Annotated in this window: 22 protein-coding genes; 15 read left to right on the top strand and 7 right to left on the bottom strand. The window is 41.7% G+C overall.

Going from position 1 to position 23,301, the window contains the following annotated elements; all coding sequences use genetic code 11:
* Window positions 1–2 precede the first annotated feature (2 nt).
* The 3 genes from A8805_RS11405 to A8805_RS11415 all read left to right on the top strand — a co-directional run bounded on the left by A8805_RS11405 (window position 3) and on the right by A8805_RS11415 (window position 4,270).
* Entirely contained in the window at window positions 3–1,496 is a 1,494-nt protein-coding gene (locus tag A8805_RS11405) for an alpha-L-arabinofuranosidase C-terminal domain-containing protein (protein WP_109711200.1), read from the top strand.
* Between the two features lie 129 nt (window positions 1,497–1,625).
* Window positions 1,626–3,140, top strand: a complete 1,515-nt coding sequence (locus A8805_RS11410; RefSeq protein ID WP_109711203.1) for an alpha-N-arabinofuranosidase — start codon at window positions 1,626–1,628, stop codon at window positions 3,138–3,140.
* 44 nt (window positions 3,141–3,184) lie between these two features.
* On the top strand, window positions 3,185–4,270 hold the full coding sequence (locus A8805_RS11415) for a GntR family transcriptional regulator (protein WP_109711205.1): 1,086 nt from the start codon (window positions 3,185–3,187) through the stop codon (window positions 4,268–4,270).
* 131 nt (window positions 4,271–4,401) lie between these two features.
* Here A8805_RS11415 and A8805_RS11425 read toward each other — a convergent pair whose 3' ends face one another.
* From A8805_RS11425 to A8805_RS11435, 3 genes are all read right to left on the bottom strand, one after another.
* Entirely contained in the window at window positions 4,402–5,145 is a 744-nt protein-coding gene (locus tag A8805_RS11425; RefSeq protein ID WP_109711207.1) for an ABC transporter permease, read from the bottom strand.
* A complete protein-coding gene (locus tag A8805_RS11430; protein WP_109711209.1) occupies window positions 5,132–5,863 on the bottom strand; it encodes an ABC transporter ATP-binding protein in 732 nt (243 codons plus the stop codon). Before A8805_RS11430 ends, A8805_RS11425 begins: the two co-directional genes overlap by 14 nt.
* Window positions 5,864–5,925: 62 nt before the next feature.
* Entirely contained in the window at window positions 5,926–6,687 is a 762-nt protein-coding gene (locus A8805_RS11435) for a MerR family transcriptional regulator (RefSeq protein ID WP_109711211.1), read from the bottom strand.
* Between the two features lie 288 nt (window positions 6,688–6,975).
* On the opposite strand from A8805_RS11435, the gene A8805_RS11440 reads away from it, so the two are divergent.
* The 6 genes from A8805_RS11440 to A8805_RS11465 all read left to right on the top strand — a co-directional run bounded on the left by A8805_RS11440 (window position 6,976) and on the right by A8805_RS11465 (window position 11,811).
* Window positions 6,976–7,707 carry a DUF5714 domain-containing protein gene (locus A8805_RS11440; RefSeq protein ID WP_109711213.1) on the top strand — a complete coding sequence of 244 codons (732 nt, stop codon included), beginning with the start codon at window positions 6,976–6,978 and terminating at the stop codon, window positions 7,705–7,707.
* A gap of 84 nt (window positions 7,708–7,791) precedes the next feature.
* Window positions 7,792–8,094 (top strand): ArsR/SmtB family transcription factor, encoded by a 303-nt coding sequence (locus A8805_RS11445; protein ID WP_109711215.1) that lies wholly within the window; start codon window positions 7,792–7,794, stop codon window positions 8,092–8,094.
* A gap of 100 nt (window positions 8,095–8,194) precedes the next feature.
* Window positions 8,195–9,253, top strand: coding sequence for an ACR3 family arsenite efflux transporter (arsB, locus tag A8805_RS11450; RefSeq protein WP_109711217.1), 1,059 nt, complete (start codon window positions 8,195–8,197; stop codon window positions 9,251–9,253).
* Between the two features lie 26 nt (window positions 9,254–9,279).
* A complete protein-coding gene (gene arsD / locus A8805_RS11455; protein WP_109711219.1) occupies window positions 9,280–9,669 on the top strand; it encodes an arsenite efflux transporter metallochaperone ArsD in 390 nt (129 codons plus the stop codon).
* Window positions 9,669–11,405: an arsenical pump-driving ATPase gene (gene arsA, locus A8805_RS11460; RefSeq protein ID WP_109711221.1), complete on the top strand. Its 1,737-nt coding sequence runs from the start codon at window positions 9,669–9,671 to the stop codon at window positions 11,403–11,405. Before arsD ends, arsA begins: the two co-directional genes overlap by 1 nt.
* A gap of 7 nt (window positions 11,406–11,412) precedes the next feature.
* The gene (locus A8805_RS11465) at window positions 11,413–11,811 is read left to right on the top strand and encodes an arsenate reductase ArsC (RefSeq protein ID WP_109711223.1); all 399 of its coding nucleotides are present in this window, start codon (window positions 11,413–11,415) and stop codon (window positions 11,809–11,811) included.
* Window positions 11,812–12,007: 196 nt separating this feature from the next.
* Here A8805_RS11465 and A8805_RS11470 read toward each other — a convergent pair whose 3' ends face one another.
* Window positions 12,008–13,219 (bottom strand): IS256 family transposase, encoded by a 1,212-nt coding sequence (locus A8805_RS11470; RefSeq protein WP_181392817.1) that lies wholly within the window; start codon window positions 13,217–13,219, stop codon window positions 12,008–12,010.
* A gap of 205 nt (window positions 13,220–13,424) precedes the next feature.
* On the bottom strand, window positions 13,425–13,619 hold the full coding sequence (locus A8805_RS23125) for a pentapeptide repeat-containing protein (protein WP_109711227.1): 195 nt from the start codon (window positions 13,617–13,619) through the stop codon (window positions 13,425–13,427).
* Window positions 13,620–13,869: 250 nt separating this feature from the next.
* Here A8805_RS23125 and A8805_RS11480 point away from each other — a divergent pair, with 250 nt between their 5' ends.
* Genes A8805_RS11480 through A8805_RS11495 form a run of 4 tightly spaced genes read left to right on the top strand, consistent with a single transcriptional unit; the run spans window position 13,870 to window position 17,881 of the window.
* On the top strand, window positions 13,870–14,664 hold the full coding sequence (locus A8805_RS11480) for a nitroreductase family protein (RefSeq protein ID WP_109711229.1): 795 nt from the start codon (window positions 13,870–13,872) through the stop codon (window positions 14,662–14,664).
* Between the two features lie 53 nt (window positions 14,665–14,717).
* On the top strand, window positions 14,718–15,527 hold the full coding sequence (ygiD, locus tag A8805_RS11485; protein WP_242992366.1) for a 4,5-DOPA dioxygenase extradiol: 810 nt from the start codon (window positions 14,718–14,720) through the stop codon (window positions 15,525–15,527).
* Between the two features lie 41 nt (window positions 15,528–15,568).
* Entirely contained in the window at window positions 15,569–17,263 is a 1,695-nt protein-coding gene (locus A8805_RS11490) for a phospho-sugar mutase (protein ID WP_109711233.1), read from the top strand.
* A 45-nt stretch (window positions 17,264–17,308) separates the two neighbouring features.
* Window positions 17,309–17,881, top strand: coding sequence for a class I SAM-dependent methyltransferase (locus A8805_RS11495; protein ID WP_109711235.1), 573 nt, complete (start codon window positions 17,309–17,311; stop codon window positions 17,879–17,881).
* 87 nt (window positions 17,882–17,968) lie between these two features.
* Here the strand turns inward: A8805_RS11495 and A8805_RS11500 are convergent, their stop codons facing one another.
* Both A8805_RS11500 and A8805_RS11505 read right to left on the bottom strand, forming a co-directional pair.
* Window positions 17,969–19,345, bottom strand: a complete 1,377-nt coding sequence (locus A8805_RS11500; RefSeq protein WP_109711237.1) for an aldehyde dehydrogenase family protein — start codon at window positions 19,343–19,345, stop codon at window positions 17,969–17,971.
* A 17-nt stretch (window positions 19,346–19,362) separates the two neighbouring features.
* The gene (locus A8805_RS11505) at window positions 19,363–20,853 is read right to left on the bottom strand and encodes a succinate CoA transferase (protein ID WP_109711239.1); all 1,491 of its coding nucleotides are present in this window, start codon (window positions 20,851–20,853) and stop codon (window positions 19,363–19,365) included.
* Between the two features lie 212 nt (window positions 20,854–21,065).
* Here A8805_RS11505 and A8805_RS11510 point away from each other — a divergent pair, with 212 nt between their 5' ends.
* Complete coding sequence (locus tag A8805_RS11510) at window positions 21,066–21,959, top strand: LysR family transcriptional regulator (protein ID WP_109711241.1); 894 nt, start codon at window positions 21,066–21,068, stop codon at window positions 21,957–21,959.
* Between the two features lie 186 nt (window positions 21,960–22,145).
* Complete coding sequence (locus tag A8805_RS11515; protein WP_109711243.1) at window positions 22,146–23,252, top strand: iron-containing alcohol dehydrogenase; 1,107 nt, start codon at window positions 22,146–22,148, stop codon at window positions 23,250–23,252.
* The last annotated feature ends 49 nt before the right edge of the window (window positions 23,253–23,301 follow it).

A 23,301-nucleotide genomic window follows, 5' to 3' on the forward strand; every position in this document is an offset into this window, starting at 1 on the left:
AAATGAAACTACATATAAACAGAAAGCATGAGATTGGAAAGCGAAATCCAATGATTTATGGTCATTTTATCGAGCATTTCCACCGCCAGATTTATGGGGGGATTTATGATCCCGGCAATCCACTATCTGACGAAACGGACCTTCGTATGGATGTTCTGGAGGCCATGCAAAGGATAAAAGTTCCGGTGCTCAGGTGGCCGGGAGGGTGTTTTGTATCTTCCTATCACTGGAAGGATGCTGTTGGAAAGAACAGAAAGCCGCTTTTTGATAAGGCATGGCGGGTGGAAGACCCAAATACATTTGGTACAGATGAATACATAGAGATGTGCAAAAAGATTGGATGTGAACCATATATCTGTACGAATGCCGGTACGGGGACCCCGGAAGAAATGAGTGACTGGGTGGAATACTGTAATCTGGAGACGGAAGGGCAGTATGCAAAACAGCGTATTTTTAACGGATATAACGCGCCTCACAGAGTTAAGTACTGGAGTATTGGCAACGAGAATTATGGCTTTTGGGAAATTGGCGCCAAGTCTTCCGATGAGTGGGGGCGCCTGGTCAGGGAATCAGCAAAAATGATAAAGCATGTGGATTCGGAGACAGAGCTGACTGCCGCAGCACTTACAGATTTAGAATGGAATATAAACCTGCTCAAAAACAGCGGACAGTTTCTGGATTGGATATCCATTCATGAGTATTGGGACGGCATCCAGCAGAATAATGATTATGCAGATTATGAAGCAGTTATGGCGTATACAAATCTGACGGAGCATTCTATACAGAAGGTACGGGGACTTTTGATGGCGATGGGCCTGGATAAAAAGATAAAGATTGCATTCGATGAATGGAATCTGAGAGGGTGGTATCACCCCAATGTTCATACCATCCGTCAGGGGATTATGAAAGAAGAGTATCTGTATCCACGGGATGAAAATGATGATAATACGAAATATACAATGGCAGATGCAGTATTTACAGCCTGCTTCCTGAATGCATTAAACCGGAACTGCGATATTGTAGGGATGGCGAATTTTGCTCCTATTGTAAATACCAGAGGGTGCATTTATACATATGAGAATGGGATTGTGCTCAGAAGCACATACCATGTGTTTGATTTGTATGTGAATTATATGGGCGATATTGTATTGAATGCATGGTGTGAAGATGTGGAGAAGATGAACGTATATAACAAAGCGGGAGAACGGGAAGAAACAGATGTGCTTGATATTGCAGCAACAGCCTTTAGTAACAGGGAAGGCTTCGCCATAGCGGTTGTAAATAAAAGTGATTCAGAAGAAAAGAGACTCGGCCTGGAGCTGGAAGCTTCCGGGGATGTACAGTTCCATTATATTTCAGGGGACAGTACAGAGGCTTATAATGATGTGGGTCATGATGCTGTGACATTAGAACATACAAAGCTGGGCCCATATAAACCGGGAATGAGTGTTGCACTGAAGCCCCATATGGCAGGGGTGATTCGAATCGGCTGTTAAACGGGGATCGGAGGGGTGCAGGGTGAACCCGGATAACAGGGAGTCTTTTTTTACTAGAATATTCAGCAAATATTATCCAAAGGAAGAACGGGATAATGTTGCGTATCATACTGGAGGAGGTTTAAAGACATGGCCAAAAAGGCAAAAATGATTATTGATAAGGAATATAGAGTAGCAGAGGTGGATAAAAGAATTTATGGCTCTTTTATAGAGCATTTGGGAAGGGCGGTATATGATGGATTATATCAGCCGGGCAATCCGCTGTCGGATGAAGATGGATTTCGCAAAGATGTCATCTGCCTGGTAAAGGAGATTGATGTTCCGATTATCCGTTATCCAGGCGGGAATTTTGTATCCAGTTTTGTGTGGGAGGACAGTGTAGGTCCGGTGGATGAAAGACCGGCCAGGCTGGAACTGGCATGGAGAAGTCTGGAAAAGAATGAAATCGGAGTAAATGAATTTGCAAAATGGACAGAAAAGGTAAATTCTGAGATGATGATGGCTGTTAACCTGGGGACCCGTGGAATTGCAGATGCATGTAATCTTTTAGAATATTGTAATCATCCCGGCGGCACGAAGTACAGCGATATGCGTATTGCCCACGGAGTAAAAGACCCTCACAATATTAAAGTATGGTGTCTGGGAAATGAAATGGACGGCACGTGGCAGTTAGGTCACAAAACGATGGACGAGTATGGAAGGCTTGCGGAGGAAACCGCAAGAGCGATGAAGCTGATTGACCCCAGCATTGAACTGGTTTCATGCGGAAGCTCCAATCTGGAGATGCCTACATTTCCAAAGTGGGAGTCTAAAACATTAGAATGTACATATGATCTTGTGGATTATGTTTCCCTCCATCAATATTATGGAAATGAGGCAGATGATACCGCGGATTTCCTTGCAAAATCAGATGATATGGATGAATTTATCCGTTCAGTTATTGCAACGTGCGACTATGTAAAGGCAAAAAAACGTGGAAAAAAGAATATTAATTTAAGCTTTGATGAGTGGAATGTATGGTTCCATTCCAGAGCGGAGGAAGTTGATACCATGAAAAACCGCCCGTGGCAGGTTGCACCTTCAATTCTGGAGGATGTTTATACATTTGAAGATGCTCTGCTGGTTGGACTGATGCTCATTACTCTTTTAAAACATGCGGACAGAGTAAAGATGGCATGTCTCGCACAGCTTGTGAATGTCATTGCCCCGATTATGACAGATAAAGACGGAGGTGCAGCATGGAAGCAGACCATTTTCTATCCATTTATGCATACATCACAATATGGGCGTGGAGTAGTGCTTCGTCCGGTTCTTGATACACCGGTGCATGATACAGCGTGTCATGAACAAGTTACGGATATAGAAAGTGTGACAGTATGGAATGAAGAAAAAGAGGAAATGACCATTTTTGCAGTTAACCGTAATCTGGATGAGGATATAGAACTCGAGACAGATATAAGGGGACTGGAAGGTTACCGGATTCTGGAACATATTGTTTTGGAAAATGATAATATGAAAATTGTAAACAGCGCGGGAAATGAAAGGGTGGCACCGAAGAAGGCAAGTCAATCCAAAATGGATGGAGGTATCATTACAAGTATTCTTCATAAAACATCATGGAATGTGATTCGTTTAGGTAAATAATTTACAGTGAGAAAACGGAGATTTTCTTTATAAAAGGAGAAGCTATGTGTGCACAGCCAAAATACATTGAGATATTCGAATGGATTAAACAGCAGATAGACATTGGGAATTTAAAACCGGGAGAGCGGATGTATTCTGAAAAGGAGCTGGTTGAACTCTTTTCTGTAAGCCGCCAGACGGTAAGGCATGCAATTTCAAAGCTGGAATATGAGGATATTGTAGTGAAAAGGCGTGGAAGCGGAACATATATCAGGAAAGCAGACAGCGGTGCTGAACCGTCCGGCAGTATGCAGATAGCAGTAGTAACAACCTATGTTGATGATTATATTTTTCCCAGAATCATTCAGGAAATCCAACATACGATTGCCAGAGAAGGTTATATGATGCAGCTGATGTTTACAAACAATTCTGTAGAAAAAGAACGGGAAATCTTAAATCAGCTTATAGAAGAAAACAATGTAGCTGGAATGATTATAGAACCGACTAAGAGTGCACTCCCAAATCCCAATATTCCTCTTTTTGAAAAACTGGCCTGCAGAGGAGTCCCGGTGGTATTTTTAAATTCTTACTATCCCCAGCTTGAGGTGCCCCGTGTAGTTCTTGATGATATACTGGCCGGAAAGCTGGCTACGAAATACCTGATTTCAAAGGGGCATAAGAATATAGGAGCTATATTCAAGTCGGATGATGGGCAGGGGCTGCGGAGGTATTATGGATATGTGGAGGCGCTTTTAGAGGCGGGGTTATCTTTCAGAGAATCTCATATTATATGGGTATCAACTGAGGATATCAGCCGTATGAAGCAGGATGAGGACAGATATTTAAACAGAATGAATGGGAATACGGCTTATGTGTGCTATAACGATAAGATTGCATATGAACTGATGGAAATTTACTCATCTCATCATATCTCTGTACCAGAGGACATTTCTATTGTGGGGATTGATGATGCAGATATTGCCAAGAGATCCAGGGTGATGCTCACGACGATGAAAAACCCGGTACGGGAACTTGGCCGGGAGGCTGCAGCTATCATACTGAATATGATTAGGGGAGAAGAGGCCGCTATGAGTTACAATGCGGTACCGGTGTTAATAGAACGGGATTCTGTGGCGAGTAAAATAAGCTGATGACAGGAAATCCAGGCAGCGGGTAATTCAGCGTATTCGGCTCAGAAACAACGGTTGACTGGTCCGTTATCGGTGACAGAAAAGAGCTGGATATTTTAGGGGCGCAGTGTAAGACTGCGCCCTTCCTTTGGTTATTCCCACTTAAAAAAGCGAATAGAAATAGTAACACATATTACAGCAATTATAATCATCACAATTACTGGAATAAAAACGCTGGATATCGGCAATCCGAGTGAAGCAGCTTTGAGGAGCTTTATTCCTTGTGTTAACGGCAATATATCTGCTGCTTTTTGAAGTGTAACGGGCATCACTTCGTAAGGAAGAGTAGCACCTGAAAAGAGAAGCATTGGAAAATACAGCAGGCTGGCAGCAACACCTGCTATTTTTGTGTTTGGTGCAATTCCTCCTACCAACAGCCCTATGCTGAACATTGACAGCATAACAAGCAAATATGCTCCTAAAAATTCCAGCCATGAACCTTGCAGCTGATAGCCGAAAAAAATTGCTCCTGCTGCATAAACAAGGATAAGTGAAGCAATGGAATAAAGCGCATAAATAACAAGCTGTACCGTTAAGATAAGAGCGGGGCTGACAGGTGTTACCTTGAACCTTTTTAATATTTTTCTGCTCCGGTAATCAGATACGACAAGGGGAAGTCCCATTACACCTCCGGCGCAAACGGCAATCGTTGACACTGCGCCAAAAGACTGGTCCAAAAAAGTGTATCCCGCACCGTCAAAAGCCGGCTTGTTTCCGAACACTGATCCCAAAATAATAACAACAGCAACAGGCATACAGATAGCAAAAATAAACATATCCATCCCGCGGAGAGATAACCTTATTTCCGTTTTCAACAGAGCTCTAAATGCTTTCATTTTCTACCTCCTCGTCTGTGTACCAAAGATATGCGTCCTCCAATTTTTCATATGGGCTGGCTTCAATGGCCTCTTGTACTGTTCCATAAAAAATACTTTCTCCTCTTTTTAAAATCATGATTTTGTCACAAAGCGTTTCCACCTCGTCCATGAAATGAGAGGCTAATAGAATCGTAATGCCTTTTGCTTTTAAGGCGGAAAGTCTTTTCCAGACATCCCTCCGAGCCTTGGCGTCCAAGCCTGTAGTCAGCTCATCCAGGAATACGATGTCAGGATTTGGAATTAGTGCAAGCACAATGAAAAGCCGTTGCTTCTGGCCTCCAGACAACTCACTGACAAGGCTTTTGCGCTTTTCAAAAAGCCCAAATTGTTTTAGAAGAGTGCCATAATCCAGAGAGTTTTTGTAAAGAGAAGCAGTGACCTCACAAAGTTCAGCCACCTTTATTTTGTCCTGATAGTTCGCTTCCTGAAATTGAACGCCGACTCTCTCAAACAATTTTTTCCGCTCTTTCTGCGGATTCATTCCCAGAATGGATACTGTTCCGCTATCTTGTTTCTTTGTTCCTAAAATGCATTCAATTGTGGTGCTTTTGCCTGCACCATTTGCACCCAGCAAACCAAATACGTCCCCGCGGCAAATGGAGAAATTGATATTTTCCACTGCTTTGACATGGGCGTAAGATTTGCATAGGTTCTTTACCTCAATCGTTGTTTCCATGTGATGAAATCCCTCCTTTTTTTCTTTGCAGAAAAAGAATAACACCAGAACAAAGTCTGGTGTTAAAGTGTAGGGTTTGCCGGAAATTGTTTTTTCATTTTATAAAGGTGGCTGAGCATAATTTTTGCGTTTTGCTCCGCATACTGTAATGATGTCAGCAGCTTGTCGCATACAGAAATAATATCATCATTTTCCTTTGGGGTGTCAATCACTAGCCGAATATCTGCTCCGGGATTTTGAGATAGGGTATTCAGCATTCGTAAGATGGCTGAAAGAGAGTAATTTGCACAACGCAGGGAACGTATGATTTTCAGCCGCCGAATGTCTTCATCGGTATAAACACGATAGCCATTTTGTTTTCGCTTTACTGTAAGCAGGCCGTTCATTTCCCAATTTCTTAAAGTGTCCATTGAAATTTGCAAATAATCCGCTGCTTCTTTTCTGCTTAAAGACACAGCGCTTGCTTCCCGCCTGTCACCTGATAACAACTTTTCGGTAATTGCTATGGCTTCTTCGGCATTTTCTTGCTCGTTTCGAATCTGCTGCAAATAGTGTTTTGTTAAAGAAATTGCCTTGGCAAAATCTCCGAGTGCAGAGGTTTTGATAATAGTAATTGCTTGTTTTCTCAGGCCATTTTGCAGGACTTCAATCTTTAGAGCAATTCTTGCGAATTTAATCTGCTCCATATGAAAATCCGTGAAGACACGATAGCCGTTTTTTTTACGCTTTGGCCTAGGTATCAGTTCAAGCTCCTCATATAGCCGCACTGTATTGGGATGGATTCCAATACTATGCGCAATTTCGGATGTCTTATAAGTATTCATAAATATCACCGCCATTCTATTGCACAATAATACCACATATTAAAGTCTGGTGTTATAGTGGAGGGTTTTAATTGTAACTTATGAAAACAAAAAGAGCAAGCATGTGAAAATTATAATATTAATAGATGTTGTTTTAATGACGTGTAAGGTGTGACGTGGTATTATATGATATAAATAATATCTTATTGAACGTTAGTAGTTCAAGAAGCATACCTTATTGACGAATGGTGTGAAATGCCAATCAGTTATTTAGAAATAAATTATCAGTCTATAGGAGATTAGGTTGAAATGAAAGAAACAGGCAGATTAAAAAGAAAAGCAAATGCGTGTCTTATTTGCGGTGAAGAACTTCAATATTTAGAAAAAGCAGAGTTAATGGCGTGTGTGGTATGTAATACAGAGCATTTAAGTAATGCAAAATGTGCAGGCGGTCACTATGTTTGTGATGAATGTCATAGTAAAAAGGGAATAAAAGAAATCATCAATGTCTGTCATAACAGTAAATCCAGAAACCCTATTGAAATAGCCAGAAGCATTATGACTTATCCCTATATTTATATGCATGGCCCCGAGCACCATATACTGGTAGGAGCCAGTCTGCTGACAGCTTACGCGAACAGCGGCGGAGATATTAATCTGGAAAGCGCGTTATCAGAGATGGAGGTACGTGGAAAGCAGGTGCCGGGTGGTTTTTGTGGTTTGTATGGGTGCTGCGGAGCAGCGGTAAGTACCGGAATATATTACAGTATCATTACTGAATGTACACCATTAAAAAAAGAAGAGTGGCAGAAATCTAATCTTATGACTGCTGCTGCATTGACTGCAATTGCCCGGCATGGAGGCCCAAGGTGTTGTAAACGGGATTCCTTCTTGGCCATCAAAGAAGCGGCGGCATACACAGAAAAGAATAGCGGGATTAAGATGGAGCTGCCAGAACGCATTGCCTGTGGATTTTTCAAAGAAAACAATGAGTGTTTAAAAGAGGAATGTCTGTTCTATCCTGCCAATGTTCAGGCATAAAATAAAAATGTGAATACATATTGACATATATCAATATGAATGATAATGTTTACATATCGATATATATCGATGCGAGGTAAAACCATGGAAAAATATTTAAGAGAAACTGCGAAGATATATAAAGCATTTTGTGATGAAAATAGATTATACATCTTAGAACTTTTAACCGAAGGTGAGCATTGCGCCTGTGAGTTACTGGAGAAGCTGCAGATTAGTCAGTCTACGCTGTCGCACCATATGAAGATATTAACTGATGCCCAGGTTGTGCGGGGCCGCAGAGATGGAAAGTGGATGTATTATACCATCGACAAGGAGGGCATCAGAAAGGCACAAAAACTTTTGGAAACATTTACTGAAGTTAAAAATAGAAAAGCAGATTGTAGATAATGTAATAAAAAAGGCTGTCAGGCAGCCTTTTTTGAAAAAGCACATATCGACGAATGTCGATTTGATGCGGACAAATATTTTAATTAAAGGAGCAGAGAGTATGAGTAAACAAAAAGTAGAAGGAATTGGATTCTTTGAAAAGTATCTTACGCTTTGGGTAATCATCTGCATGGCAGTGGGAATCCTGATTAGTCAGTTTCTACCTGCTATACCAGAGTTTTTGGGGCGGTTCGAATATGCCAATGTATCAATACCGATGGCGGTTCTGATTTGGCTGATGATTTATCCTATGATGATGAAAGTTGATTTTAAGAGCGTCCGGAATGTTGGGAAAAATCCGAAGGGACTATTTGTTACGTGGGTTGCTAACTGGCTGATAAAGCCATTTACCATGTTTGGAATAGCGGTGTTTTTCTTTTACATTGTTTTTAAGAATGTTATTCCGTCAGATTTAGCAAAAGATTATTTGGCTGGTGCAGTGCTTTTAGGAGCAGCCCCCTGCACAGCAATGGTTTTTGTATGGAGCTATCTGACGAAAGGAAATGCCGCATATACCGTAGTGCAGGTTGCGACAAATGATTTGATTATACTTTTTGCTTTTGTACCGATTGTAAAATTCTTATTGGGTATAAGTAATGTAGCTGTACCGTGGAACACATTAATTCTCTCGGTGGTATTGTTTGTTGTGATACCTCTCGGCGGAGGAGTATTAACAAGATCTTTGGTTACAAAGAAGAAGGGAGAGGAGTATTTTCAGTATCAGTTCATTCCTAAATTCAGTAATACAACTGTAACAGGATTATTATTGACGCTGGTTATCATTTTCTCATTTCAAGGAGATATGATATTATCTAATCCGCTGCATATTGTGCTCATAGCAATTCCTCTGGTCATTCAGACAGTACTTATATTTTTTATCGCTTACGGTGCAAGTAAAGTATTAAAGCTGCCACATGATGTTGCAGCGCCGGCCGGAATGATAGGAGCATCTAATTTTTTTGAATTGGCGGTGGCAGTGGCAATAGCCATATTTGGGATGACTTCACCGGCAGCACTGGCAACTACGGTAGGGGTTTTGGTGGAAGTACCGGTAATGTTGGTTCTCGTGAAAATAGCAAATAACACGAGAGGATGGTTTCGGGAAGAGCACAAAATATAAAAATATAGGAAGAGAGGGTATTTATTATGAAAGAAATGAAGATTTATGAACCGGCAATGTGCTGTGAAACAGGTATCTGTGGTGTTGGGGTCGATACCGAGTTACTGCGGATATCAACAGTAGTTAACAATTTGAGGAATAATGGGGTTAGCGTACAACGTTTTAACTTGACTAATTTCCCTCAGGAATTTATAAGCAATGCTGACATCAATAAGCTGATTATGGGGGATGGTGTAGATTCGCTTCCGGCTACAGTGGTAGATGGAAAGATAGTGAAAACGAAGAAATATCCGACAAACGATGAAATCATAGAGATGCTTCAGATTCCGAAAGATTATTTGGACGGGGAAACATCTGAACAGTCTGAAGAATGTAAATGCGGAAATGAATGTGATTACGAAGGGGAATGTTGTTAATGGCTGCTTTTGATTTGAAACAATTACCGATTACAAAATATTTATTTTATACTGGCAAGGGTGGTGTTGGAAAGACATCTATTGCCTGTGCCACCGCTGTTACATTAGCGGACAATGGAAAGAAAGTACTGCTTATCAGCACTGACCCGGCATCAAACCTTCAGGATGTGTTTCACACTGAGCTGACGAATAAAGGCGTACCGATTTCAGAAGTGCCGGGACTGGTTGTTGCCAATCTGGATCCCATTCAGGCTGCAGCAGAGTACAGGGAAAGTGTAATTGCACCATATCGCGGAAAACTGCCGGATGTGGTGCTTGAGAATATGGAGGAGCAGCTTTCAGGCTCTTGTACAGTGGAGATAGCTGCATTCAATGAGTTCTCAAATTTTATTACTGATGAAAAAGCTGAAAGTGAATATAATTACATCATTTTTGACACGGCACCGACTGGCCATACACTGCGCATGCTTCAATTGCCGTCTGCCTGGAGTGATTTTATTAGCAAAAGTACCCATGGAGTATCATGCCTGGGTCAACTTTCCGGTCTGGAAGAACGCAAGGATATTTATAAAAAAGCAGTGGAGACGTTGTCAAATGGTGATATGACAACTTTAATTCTTGTATCACGTCCAGAAGTATCGCCATTGAAGGAAGCGGAACGGGCGTCCAGAGAACTGGCGGATTTAAATGTGAATAATCAGATGCTGGTAATCAATGGAGTATTGGAGCAGCATGATGATGCAGTTTCTGACAGCCTGTTTGAAAAACAGCAGAACGCTCTGAAAAATATGCCGGATGGTATTAAGGGGATTCCGAGTTATACGGTGCCTCTTCGGGCTTATAACATTACCGGAATGGAGAATGTTCGGAATCTGTTGGTGAGAGATACTTTGGTGGTGAGTGATGAGTCATTAAATGTATCGGAAATACCGAAGTTGTCAAAGATTATTGATAATTTGTGCGACAGCGGAAAAAAGGTTATCTTTACAATGGGCAAGGGCGGCGTCGGGAAGACATCGATAGCTGCTGGGGTTGCACTAGGGTTGGCGGCAAAAGGAAAGAAGGTTCATTTAACAACAACTGATCCGGCGGCTCATCTAAAGTTTGTAATTGAAGAAAATGAGAATATAACCCTGAGCCGTATCGATGAACAAGGAGAGTTGAAGCGTTACCAGGAAGAAGTCCTGGCAAAAGCGAGAGAAACAATGTCTGCAGATGATATTGCTTATATTGAAGAAGATTTGCGTTCTCCATGTACACAAGAAATAGCGGTATTCCGGGCGTTTGCAGAAATTGTGGAGAAAGCTGAGAGTGAGATTGTTGTTATTGATACCGCACCAACGGGTCACACCTTGCTGCTTCTTGATTCTACACAAAGCTATCATAGGGAGGTGCAGCGTACACAAGGGACCATTCCTGAGCCGGTGAAGAAACTTTTGCCACGTTTGAGAAATGAAGAAGAAACCGAAGTGCTCATTGTAACATTAGCTGAAACAACACCTGTATATGAGGCATTGCGATTAGAAGAAGATTTGAAACGGGCTGAAATTGCAGCTAAGTGGTGGGTGATAAATTCATCAATGTATGCGGCCAATACAACCAATGCTCTATTAAGAGCAAAAGCCAGCCACGAAATAGAGTGGATTAATCGTGTAGATAAGCATTCTAATGGTAATTATGCAGTAATCAGTTGGAGTGCTGCTGAAATTAAGGGTGATAAGCTACTATCCATGTAGGAGGAATATGAAAAAGAAAATTGCTTTTGTATGTGTTCATAATTCTTGTCGTTCGCAGATAGCCGAAGCACTTTGCAGATACATGGCGGGGGATATGTTTGAGGTTTATTCGGCAGGTACAGAAAGAGTATTAAATATCAATCCGGATGCGTTAAGACTGATGAAGCAGATCTACAGTATTGATATGGAGAAAAACCAGTATTCAAAACTGTTGGAAGAGATTCCTCCGGTGGATATAGTTATTACGATGGGATGTAATGTTTCCTGTCCGGCGGTTCCCTGTGAATACAGGGAAGACTGGGGGCTGGATGATCCAAGTGGGAAGGCGGATAAGGAGTTTGTATATATCATTGACGAAATTGAAAAGAAAATCTTACAGTTAAAATCTAATATAGAGAATTTTTGATGGCGGGGGACAAAATGTTTGCCCCTTTTAGCTTAGCGAGACTGTTTCAAGTTTTGTGTAAACGCAAAAAACTGATTTAAGAAATGTTGATAGTTACGTTGGGGCAAAGCCGATTTTTCGGGCTTTGCCCCTTGTGTGTATTATAGCTCCATTTCAGAGCATGTCAATAAAGCCGATGGATTTCGGCCTCATTTTTCTAATAACCTTCCAGACGTTCTTCAAAATAAATTTCAAGTTGAGAGTGGATTACACCCCAGTCCTGTCGGTGGCCGGTCCACTTTTTAGTAATGTCCATCATTGCCAGATAGAGCATTTTTAACAGGCTATCATCTGATGGGAAAATCGTCTTACTTTTGGTCACTTTGCGGAGCTGGCGGTTAAATCCCTCAATAGCATTCGTCGTATAAATCAGGCGGCGAACAGGCTCAGGATATTTGAAATATGTAGAGAGCGTTGCCCAATTGTCATTCCACGATTTAAAGATTTTAGGGTATTTTCCATTCCATATCTCGCCAAAACGCTCCAATTCTGAATAAGCAATCTCTTCCGTCGCTGCAGCATAAACACGTTTCAGATCAGACATTAAGGCTTTTAAATCCTTGTAGGATACAAACCGGGTAGAGTTACGGATCTGATGAATAATACAGTGCTGCACTTCTGTATTCGGAAATACTGCCTCAATTGCTTGCGGAAAACCTGTCAGACCATCTACACAAGCAATCAGGATATCTTTTACGCCGCGATTCTTTAAGCCATTCATGATAGAAAGCCAGAACTTCGCACTTTCATTCTCGCCGACATACATTCCAAGCACGTCCTTATGTCCATGCATATCAATTCCTAAAACGATATAAACTGCACGCTTTACGATACGTCCTTCACTGCGAACATGATAGTGGATGGCATCCATAAATACAACCGCATAGATTTCTTCCAAAGGTCGTTCCTGCCATTCGCGCACGATTGGAAGGATTTTATCGGTCACTCTGCTGATGGTGCTGTCAGAAATCTCGATATCATACAATTCTCGTAGATGACTTTCGATATCCCCAGTAGTCATACCTTTTGCATACATGGAGATGATTTTTTCTTCCATGTCCTGTGTAACAGTATTTTGATATTTCTTGACTACTTGTGGCTCAAACTCTCCCTTACGGTCTCTGGGGACATCTAATTCCATATCTCCATATGAGGTATGCATTGTCTTGGATGAGTGCCCATTGCGACTATTGTTGGTATCTTTGTTACGATAATCATACTTGGTATAACCGAGTTCTTCATCTAACTCTTCATCCAAGACACCCTCCAATAGAATAGACATCATATCTCGCATTGCAGAGTTGACATCTGCGCCATCTTTGATCTTGACATCGCTGTTTTTAAGATAGTCTTTCATCATTTCACGCATTGCTTTTTTCTGTGGTGATTCATCTTTTCTTCTAGCCATAAAAAACCTCCAAACTGTTGTAATTATCTTACATCAGTTTGAAGGTTTACACAATCTTTGGGATAGTCCCAGCTTAGCTTTCCTGCTGGCAATAATTCGTTCCAATGAATCCCTACTAAGCTGCAGCTTTCAAACTCTGCAAATCGGATTTGAGAATATTGGGCTTTTAGTGAATAATACTGCATTTTTGAAAAATACATCCTGAAAGTATACTTCTGGATAATTGGAAATTTTCAAACGTACAATTTATAAATTTACAATCTACAAACTCACAGTCTGTAATTACTTTCCCGTCTGATTTTAAATTTTCAAATGTTTGGTCCTCATAATATTTTTGTTTCATATCCTCTCTCCCAATCATTGGTGCATAGTTTGAATTCTAACTAAACTATACTTTTGTACAACGAATGTGTCAATTTATTTTCTCAAAAACCAAAACTAAGCCTACACTTCTGGGTATAATTGCTTAACCTTTTAAACTATGGTATTATTTTAATATTAGCCCATACTTATTGAACTACTAACGTTCAAGACGGTATATTTATTAAACTACTAATCTTCAACAAGATATACTTTTGTGAAAGTGTCTGTAAAATGGAAGGAGTAAGACTATGGTATTGATAAATCAGGAGTTATGTATTGGCTGCGGGGTATGTGCGGAAGATTGCCTGGCAAAGATAATTCATCTAACAGATGGAAAAGCTGAGAATAAAGGACCGTGTATTCAATGCGGACATTGTGTAGCTGTCTGTCCGGTGCAGGCAGTTTCTATTCCAGAGTATGATATGGAGGATGTGGACGAATATGATCCGGAAACGTTCCGCATAGAGCCGGAGAATATGTTGCATGCTATAAAATTCAGGAGAAGTATTCGTAACTTTAAGCCTGAAAAAATAGAAGAAGAAAAGGTAAAGCATATATTAGATGCAGGACGTTATACAGCTACCGCCAAAAATAAACAGGCAAGTACCTTTGTTTTTATTCAGGATAAGATGGATGAATTCAGAAATCTGGTGTGGGAGACGATGCCGGAGATTTTGGAAGTGCTTAAAAAAGATGCTCCGTTATATGCAAGAGTGTTTAGAAGCTTTTATGAGAAATGGAAGAAAGATCCACAAGATGATACGCTTCTTTACAATACACCTGCATTTTTGGTTATTACATCAGATAATCATTCTCTGGACGGTGGCCTCGCAGCGGCCAACATTGAGAATATGGCTGTTGCAGAAGGTCTGGGGGCCTTGTTCAGCGGTTATATGATGCGGGTGATAAGTATAAGCCCGAAATTAAGGGAATGGCTTGAGATAGGAGAACAGACCGTGGCCTGCTGCATGCTTATTGGATATCCGGCAGTCAGATACAGAAGGACGGCGCCGAGGCGGGAAGGAAATGTGATTCGAAAGTGAGACAGAATCGTACATATATCTAAGTGCAGTAAGAATAAAAGTAACAGTACTATATGACAATTTGGGAATTATATGATGGAGGGTGTGATACGATGAAACATATGCCTGTACTTTTTGTGGGACATGGTTCTCCCATGAATGCAATTGAAAATAACCGTTTTTCCGCATATTGGGAAACTCTTGGCGGACAAATTCCACGGCCGGAAGCTATTCTTTCAATTTCTGCCCATTGGTATACACCGGGGCTGAGAGTTACGGATGTACCTTTTCCCAAAATGGTTTATGATATGTATGGTTTTCCTGAGGAACTGTACCAGGTTGCTTATAATGCTCCCGGTGCGCCCCGTTTTGCAGGTTTGACAAAGGAGCTGGTTGGAGAGAATATCCAAATCGATAATTCCTGGGGGCTGGACCACGGTTCCTGGTCCGTATTGTGCCGGATGTATCCCCAGGCGGATATACCTGTATTTCAGATGAGCGTGGATAGACTGGCTTCCGCAAGAGATTGTTATGAAACTGGAGAGAAGCTTCGCAGGCTGCGGGAACAGGGTGTATTAATTCTGGGAAGCGGCAATATTGTCCATAATCTTTCCAGGGTCAACTGGTCCATGGAGGAAGGAGGCTATCCGTGGGCTTTGGAATTTGATGAATACATCAAAAATAATATATTGAATAAAGAATATGAGAATATAATAAACTATTCAGGGGCTGGAGAGTCAGCAGCACTTGCTTTTCAAATGATGGATCATTTTGCACCTCTTCTTTATATTTTAGGTGCATCAGAGCAGCAGGATAAAGTCAGTGTTTTTAATGATTCCTGTGTACTGGGCTCTCTTTCAATGACGAGTTATTTGTTTAAGTAAAGCCTGGTGAAAGAAAGAGATATAACGGAGGTGTATTTATAGTGGAAGCTGGTGAGATTTATTTACAATGGCGGGACAGGCTGAAGGAATACAAATCAATACAGCGTGAACTGGAAGAGATAGAAGGAAATACGGAAGAAATAGAAGACCGTTTCTGCAAAGAGCTTGAATTTGGAACGGCAGGGCTCAGAGGAAAGTTGGGTGCAGGAACAAATCGAATAAATGAAGTTGTTGTCGGAAGAGTGACCCAGGGGATAGCCGATTTTATTTCAGATAAGGGCAGGGATTATAAACAAAGAGGAGTTGTTATTGCGTATGACTGCAGGCATTTCTCGAAGGAATTTGCTGTACTTTCCGCAGAAGTTTTAGCGGCAAATGGGATAAATGTATTCATTTTTGAATCGCTGCGTCCGACACCGGAATTGTCTTATGCAATTCTTCAGTTAAAGGCGGCAGCAGGGATTAATGTGACTGCAAGCCATAATCCGAAGCAATATAATGGATATAAGGTATATTGGGAAAATGGGGCACAGGTTCTGGAAGAAATCGCAGATGGGATGTCTGAAAAAATAGCACAGGTCAATATGTTTGAAGGAGCTGTGCGCATAGATTTTGATAAGGCAGCAGATGAAAAAATTATTACAGTTCTTTCCGAAAAGATGGACCGGGATTATATGAATCTGGTGAAGTCTCTGGCAATCAGAGATGGGGCTGAGCTGGAAAAAACGATTCCTATTGTTTATACACCCCTCAATGGGGCGGGAAGTAAGCCAGTAAGAACAATTTTGGAAGAGCGGGGCTTTTCCAATGTTCATATTGTGCCTGAACAGGAATATCCGGACCCGGATTTCACTACAGTGGGATACCCGAACCCGGAAGACAGAAATGCCTTTGCCCTGGCAGAAAAACTGGGAGCTGATGTGGGTGCCGAAGTATTAATTGCCACGGATCCTGATGCGGACAGAATGGCAGTTGAGGTGCGGGATGAAAATGGAAATTACATTGCGCTGAACGGAAACCAGACAGGGGTAATTTTAATTCATTATTTATTGGAGGGGTTAAAGGCAGCGGGAAAAATCCCGGAGCGTCCGGCTATGATAAAATCTATCGTAACAGGGGATATGGGAACAACCATATGTAAAGCATATGAAGTTGAGATGTTTGAGACCTTAACAGGTTTTAAAAACATTTGTGGAAAAATACCGGAGCTGGAGAGGAACGGATTCCAATATTTGTTCGGGTACGAAGAAAGCATTGGTTATGCAATAAGTGATGAAATCAGGGATAAAGACGGCATAAGTGCTGCCATGTTTGTTTGTGAAGCCGCAGCATTTTATAAAAAGCAGCAAAAGACGCTTCTTCAGGTCCTTTATGATTTATACGAACAGTATGGATATTACAAAGAAGAGCAAGTTTCTCTCGTGTTAGAGGGCATTGCAGGGGCGAGACGTATTGAGCGCATGATGGAAGCCTTTCGGACAGGGGATTACGGTGAGTTCGGAGGTTTCAAAGTAAAAGAGATAATTGATTACCAAAAAGGGTATAAGGATATCAGTAAATCAAATGTTTTAAAGTTTGTCTTAGAAAACGAAATATGGTTTTCAATACGTCCATCCGGTACGGAGCCGAAGGTGAAACTGTACTTTTATGCAAAGGGAAAAACGGAAGAAGAGGCGGTTACATCCATACAAAAGGTGCGGGAGGACGTTTGGGGACGGTTAAATCAGGTACAGTAGTATTTTAGTTACAGTTCAGCAGGGTCTTTTTATGGAGGAAAATGTATGGATTATACACAGATTAATGCAAAAGCGGTAGATAGATGGATTGAGGATGGATGGGAGTGGGGTGTGCCGATTTCCCATGAACAGTTTGAGGAAGCACTGAATGGCAAATGGTCAATGCTTTTGACACCGAATAAGCCAGTACCGAAAGAGTGGTATCCTGATCTGAGAGGTAAAAAGGTTCTCGGCCTTGCTTCAGGGGGCGGCCAGCAAATGCCTATTTTTGCCGCGTGCGGCGCCGAATGTACGGTTCTTGATTATTCGGAGAAGCAAATAGAAAGCGATTTGTCTGTTGCAGAGAGAGAAGGGTATAAAATCAATGCTGTCCGTGCGGATATGACAAAGCCGCTGCCCTTTGACAACGATTCCTTTGACTTAATTTTTCATCCTGTATCAAATTGCTTTATTGAAGATGTGATGCATGTCTGGAAGGAATGTTACCGCATTATGAAAAAAGATGGCAGGTTAATGGCGGGATTTATGCTGATTGACCTCTATGAGGATACGAATGGACAGGGTATTCTTAGGGAGTATGGGGTTCCCACATTTTGGGCAACGCTGGCTGTGAAATAATTTGATTAAAAGTAAGAAGCTGCAGCACATCTTTTTGTGCAGCAGCTTCTAATTTTATGACTTTGCTATGATGTTTAAGAGTAAAACCTAACTCCAGATTTCCTCATCACTAGGAACCTTAGCATCCTTATTGAAAAGACCAATCTGTGAAACATTGATTAAATGCGTATAGTTTAAGTTTTCTGAGATACTGTTATTACCCCAGGATCCGCATCCGAGCGTAGTAGTCGGAGAAAAGCCGTTGTAAAGGCTGCCGCCTGCTCCTGTGGAAGAAGCCTGATTTACTACGAGACGGCTGACGGTAAGGTGTTCCCCCGCATATTCAATGTGTGCTTTATCATCACTGTGAAGAGCAGCGGAATGACCTTTTCCTTCCCACTCCAGGTTTGCCTGAGCGAGTGCAACTGCTTCTTCAAAGGTATCGTAAGCAGCGCTGATCATTACCGGACACATTTTCTCCTTACAGAGAGGTTCATTTCTGTCCAGGCTTCTGGCTTTCAGAAGAATCATCCGGGTTCCTTCCGGAACTTCAACTCCGGCAAGTTTGGCAATAACCTGCACGCTCTGGCCGACTGCATCGCGGTTGATAATGCCTCCGTCCGGGAAGATTGCTTCCGAGAACTTAGCGACATCGTCCTTGTTATCAACATAGAAAACACCATTTTTCTTAAAGATGTCAATCACTTCGTCGTAATTTTCCCTGGGAATAAATACACTTTGCTCACCGGAACAGATGATACCGTTATCAAAGATACGGCCGGCGATAATTTTGGGTACAGCTTCTTCGTAATTAATACCACGGTCAACGATTACCTGTACGTTACCCGGGCCGACACCGAGGGCCGGCTTACCGCTTGAGTAAGCAGATTTAACCATGGCACCGCCGCCGGTAGCTACAACTACATCAACATTCTTCATCAATACGTTGGTTGCTTCAATAGAAGTTTTTTCGATGGTTTGGAACAGATCGACCGGAGCGCCTAATTTTTTCAATTCCTCACGGAAGAGGTCGACCAAGTACTTATTCAGCTTTTCTACTCTTGGGTGAGGGGAGATGATGATTGCATTGTGTCCTTTTAAAGCAAACATTCCGTTACACATCGGTGTAACAACAGGATTTGTGACCGGAGTAACAGCTCCGACGATACCTTTTGCTTTAGCAACCTTGATGATTCCCTTTTCTTTATCTTCGTCAATAATACCGATTGATTTTTTGCCCTTTAAGCTGTTCCATATATTTTTGGATTTTCCGTAGTTTTTAGCTACCTTATCCTCGTATACCCCCATCTTACTCTCTTCAACAGCCATTTTGGCCAGTTCTTCAGCATTGTCATAGACTACTTTGCCGATTGCACGGACAATTTCATCAACTTGTTCCTGAGAAAAGTTTTCTTCGAATTCCTTTTGGGCAGCTTTTGCTTTGTTAACTAGTTCCTCAATCATTTTGTTTACATCTTGTTCCATTGTTTGCCTCCTATGTACTATTTATTAGTTTGTTTTTTGAACGCTGCAGCCGCTTTTAAATTGACCGGCTTGTGTTTATTGGGGCAGCATTCGATTGCTTCCTCCAGGTAAGCGTGCAGTGCCGGGCGGAAATCCGGATGAGCACAGTTGTCAATGATAGTTCTGGCACGATCAATAGGGTCGAGACCCCGAAGATCAGCAGCTCCCTGCTCGGTAATCAGCACATGAATCTCATGAATCGTATGATCGATATGGCTGACCAGTGGCACAATCGAGGATAAAGTCCCGTTTTTGGCTGTTGACTTAGTAATAAATATGGCCAGCCCGGCATTCTGGCAGTAATCACCGGAACCGCCGACACCATTCATCAAACGGTGTCCATCAATATAAGTGGAGTTGGTGTTGCCGTATATATCCGCCTCAATTACTGTATTAATTGCGATAATACCCAGTCGGCGGATTACCTCGGGGGCATTGCTGATTTCTTGAGGCCGAAGCATAATTTTATCTTTGTAGCGGCTGAAGTTCTTAAAGAACTCATCTCTGACATCAGAAGAAAGAGTCAGTGAAGTTGCACAGGCAAAGTCTATTTTACCGCTGTCCATCAATTCAAAAATTGAATTCTGGAGCACCTCGGAGTAAACGGTCATGTGCTCAAAGTTTGATGTCTGTAAACCATCCAATACAGCGTTTGTCACACTGCCGATACCAGCCTGAAGGGGCGGCAGAGGATTACACAATCGTCCGGCTTTCACTTCGTTTTCCAGAAAGCTGATAAGATTCTTAGCCATCTGTTTGAACTCGTCATCAGGTGCAGCTACCGCCCGCCCGTTATCCGGCACATCGCTTTCGACAATTGCGACGATTTTAGAGGGATCGCATTTTATGTAAGGAGTACCGATGCGGTCACTTGGTTTTATAATCATGATAGGTTCCGTATTTGGTGCCTTTTGAGGAGAGAACACATCATGAATCCCTTCTATTTCCTCCGGTACATAGGTGTTGAGCTCAACGATTACTTTGTCAGCATATTCTACATAGGTATTGGATACGCCGATTGAAGTGGTCGGAATAATATTGCCGTCCTCATCAATAGCAGCAGCTTCAATCACCGCAACATCGATATGATTGAGAATCCCGTTTTTGATCCAGACCGGCAGTTCGCCGAGAGCCATATCGAAGTACCCTACCTTACCGGCGTTGATTGCATTTCGCAGGTCGTTATTAGTCTGATAGGGAATTCTTTTTTTAAATACACCTTTACGGGTAAGTTCACCATCAAATTCATCGCCGAGAGAAGCACCTGAATAAACGGTGAGGTCCAGCTTTTCCCCTGTATCTGCCCGGCGGGAAAGTGCGGCTGCGGTTACCTTTGGATAGCCTGCAATGGTAAATCCGCTGACACCGAGTGTCATTCCCGGCTCAATGAAAGCAACCGCATCATCTGCGGACATTACCTTTTCCAACAATCCAGCATTTCGGATTCTTTTTGTTAAATTTTGATTCATTACGCATCCTCCATGTATCGTTAAAATAATAACAATTGAAAAGCAAAAAAATATCTTTTTCGCTTATGTGTGAGTATATAACAAGGTTTAGTATATGTAAAAAGTATTTATAGCATATTGAATATATAGATTATGTATGGGAAGTAAGTTATACTAGACTAAATAGATATTTTATGTTATAAAAATAACAATTGAAAGAGTGAGGAGAAAACATGGAAATCACATATGACTATTACCGTATATTTTATTTTGTGGCAAAATACCAGAGCTTTACTCAGGCAGCAAATGTTTTAAACAGTAATCAACCTAATTTAACGAAGTATATAAACAACCTCGAGAATCAGTTGAGCTGTAAGTTATTTGTCAGAACTAACAGAGGCGTCAGCCTGACACCTGAGGGAGAAAAGCTTTACGCTCATGTGGCGGTGGCATATGAACAATTGAAAGCAGCAGAGCTTGAATTGGCAAATGATAAAAATCTGGAGAGCGGAGTGGTAACAATCGGGGTTAGTAATACGGCACTGCATGGCATACTCTTACCGGTACTGAGCCAGTTTCACGAGAAGTATCCGAAGATACGCCTGCGTCTTTCCAATCAGACCACCCCCCAGGCAGTGCAGGCATTAAAGAATGGAACTGTGGATTTTTCCCTGGTGACAACCCCGCTTCACCTAAAAAGACCTTTTTTAGAGACTGGCCTTAAGAATTTTCAGGAAATACTAATTGGCAGTCATCAGTATAAGTCCCTGGCAAAAAAACCTTTAAGTCTGGCAGAAGTGGCTCAATATCCGTTGATCTGTCTGGGGAAAAATACGACCACCCGTGAGTTTTATAATACCTTTTATTCAACCCACGGCCTTGTTTTGATGCCGGATACGGAAACGGCAACGACCGACCAATTACTGCCGCTTGTTAAAAATAACATAGGTCTTGCTTTTATTCCCGAGGAATTTGCGAGGGAAGCCATCGAAAAAGGAGAGGTGATTCCAATACCGCTTTTACAGAAAGTTCCAACCCGGACAATTTGTATTGTCGAAGATAACAGCCGTCACTTAAATATTGCCGCAAATAAGCTAAAGCAGATGATACTAGAAGTAAAAGGGTAGATTCATATAAAATGAGTATAATGGACATATCGTAAATACATTTTACATATAGTGGTTTCTCAAGTATACTTTCTTAATAAAGAAAGGGGGACTTTTTTTCTGAAAATATCGTTAATTAATTAACGATAATAATTTAACGACAATAGTTTAACGATAAAGATTTTAAGAGGAGAAAGGGAGGAAGTTATGAATTTTTCAATCAAACCTACAATTGCCGTCTATGATTCTTTAGCGGATTTCATCGCGCAGAAAGAATTAGGCGAAAGCGACCTGATTGTTACCAATGAGTATGTGTTGTCACCTCAGTTAGACAAAGCCAGTACACCCTGTGATGTTCTCTATCAGGAGCAGTATGGACAGGGCGAGCCGTCGGATGAGATGGTCGATGCCGTTCTGAAAGATATCAAAGGAAAGAATTATAAGAGGATCATCGCAATCGGCGGTGGTACTGTAATTGACATCTCGAAACTTTTACTTTTTAATGATCAATACGATGTTGAGGAAATATATGCTCAGGGCGCTAAACTTGTAAAAGAGAGAGAACTCATTGTAATTCCCACAACTTGTGGCACCGGAAGCGAGGTTACAAATATCTCGATTATGGAGTTTAAGAAAAAACAGACTAAATTGGGCCTGGCCGTTCCACAGCTTTACGCAGATGAGGCAGCATTGATTTCTCAAATGCTTTCAACCTTGCCATACGGTGTCTTTGCAACAAGCTCAATCGATGCATTGGTACACGGGATGGAGTCCTACATATCACCAAAAGCAACGCCTTTCTCAAGAATGTTTGGTAAAACGGCAATCGAAAAGATCCTGAAAGGGTACCTGAAGATGAGAAACGAAGGGGAAGCAAAACTTCCTGGAGACATGGAAGATTTCCTGATTGCCAGCACCATGGCAGGAGTTGCCTTCGGCAATGCCGGATGTGCTGCAGTACACGCTTTAGCTTATCCCCTGGGAGGAAATTATCACGTACCTCATGGTAAGGCAAACCATATGGTCTTTGAAAGTGTCTTCAATATGTATAAAGAGCTGGGGGCAGATCTCAGCCCGGCGGAAGAAGTGCTGGTTGAGATTTTTGGCTGCAGTAAAGAAGAATCATGGCAGAAGATGTTTGAACTGCTGGACTTCGTGTTAGAGCGGGAAAAACTGGGCGGTCTGGGAGTAGACGACGTGAAAGCCGAAGAAATGGCAACTTCAGTAATCCAGAATCAACAAAGATTATTGGCAAACAATCCGATTGAACTGTCACATGAGCAAATCAAGACAATTTATCAGAGATGTATTTAATTTGAAACTAAGGCTTGACAATATCAAGCCTAAGATGCATAAGCAAGGA

The organism is Faecalicatena contorta (assembly GCF_003149105.1).
GTDB classification, from domain to species: domain Bacteria; phylum Bacillota; class Clostridia; order Lachnospirales; family Lachnospiraceae; genus Muricomes; species Muricomes contortus_C.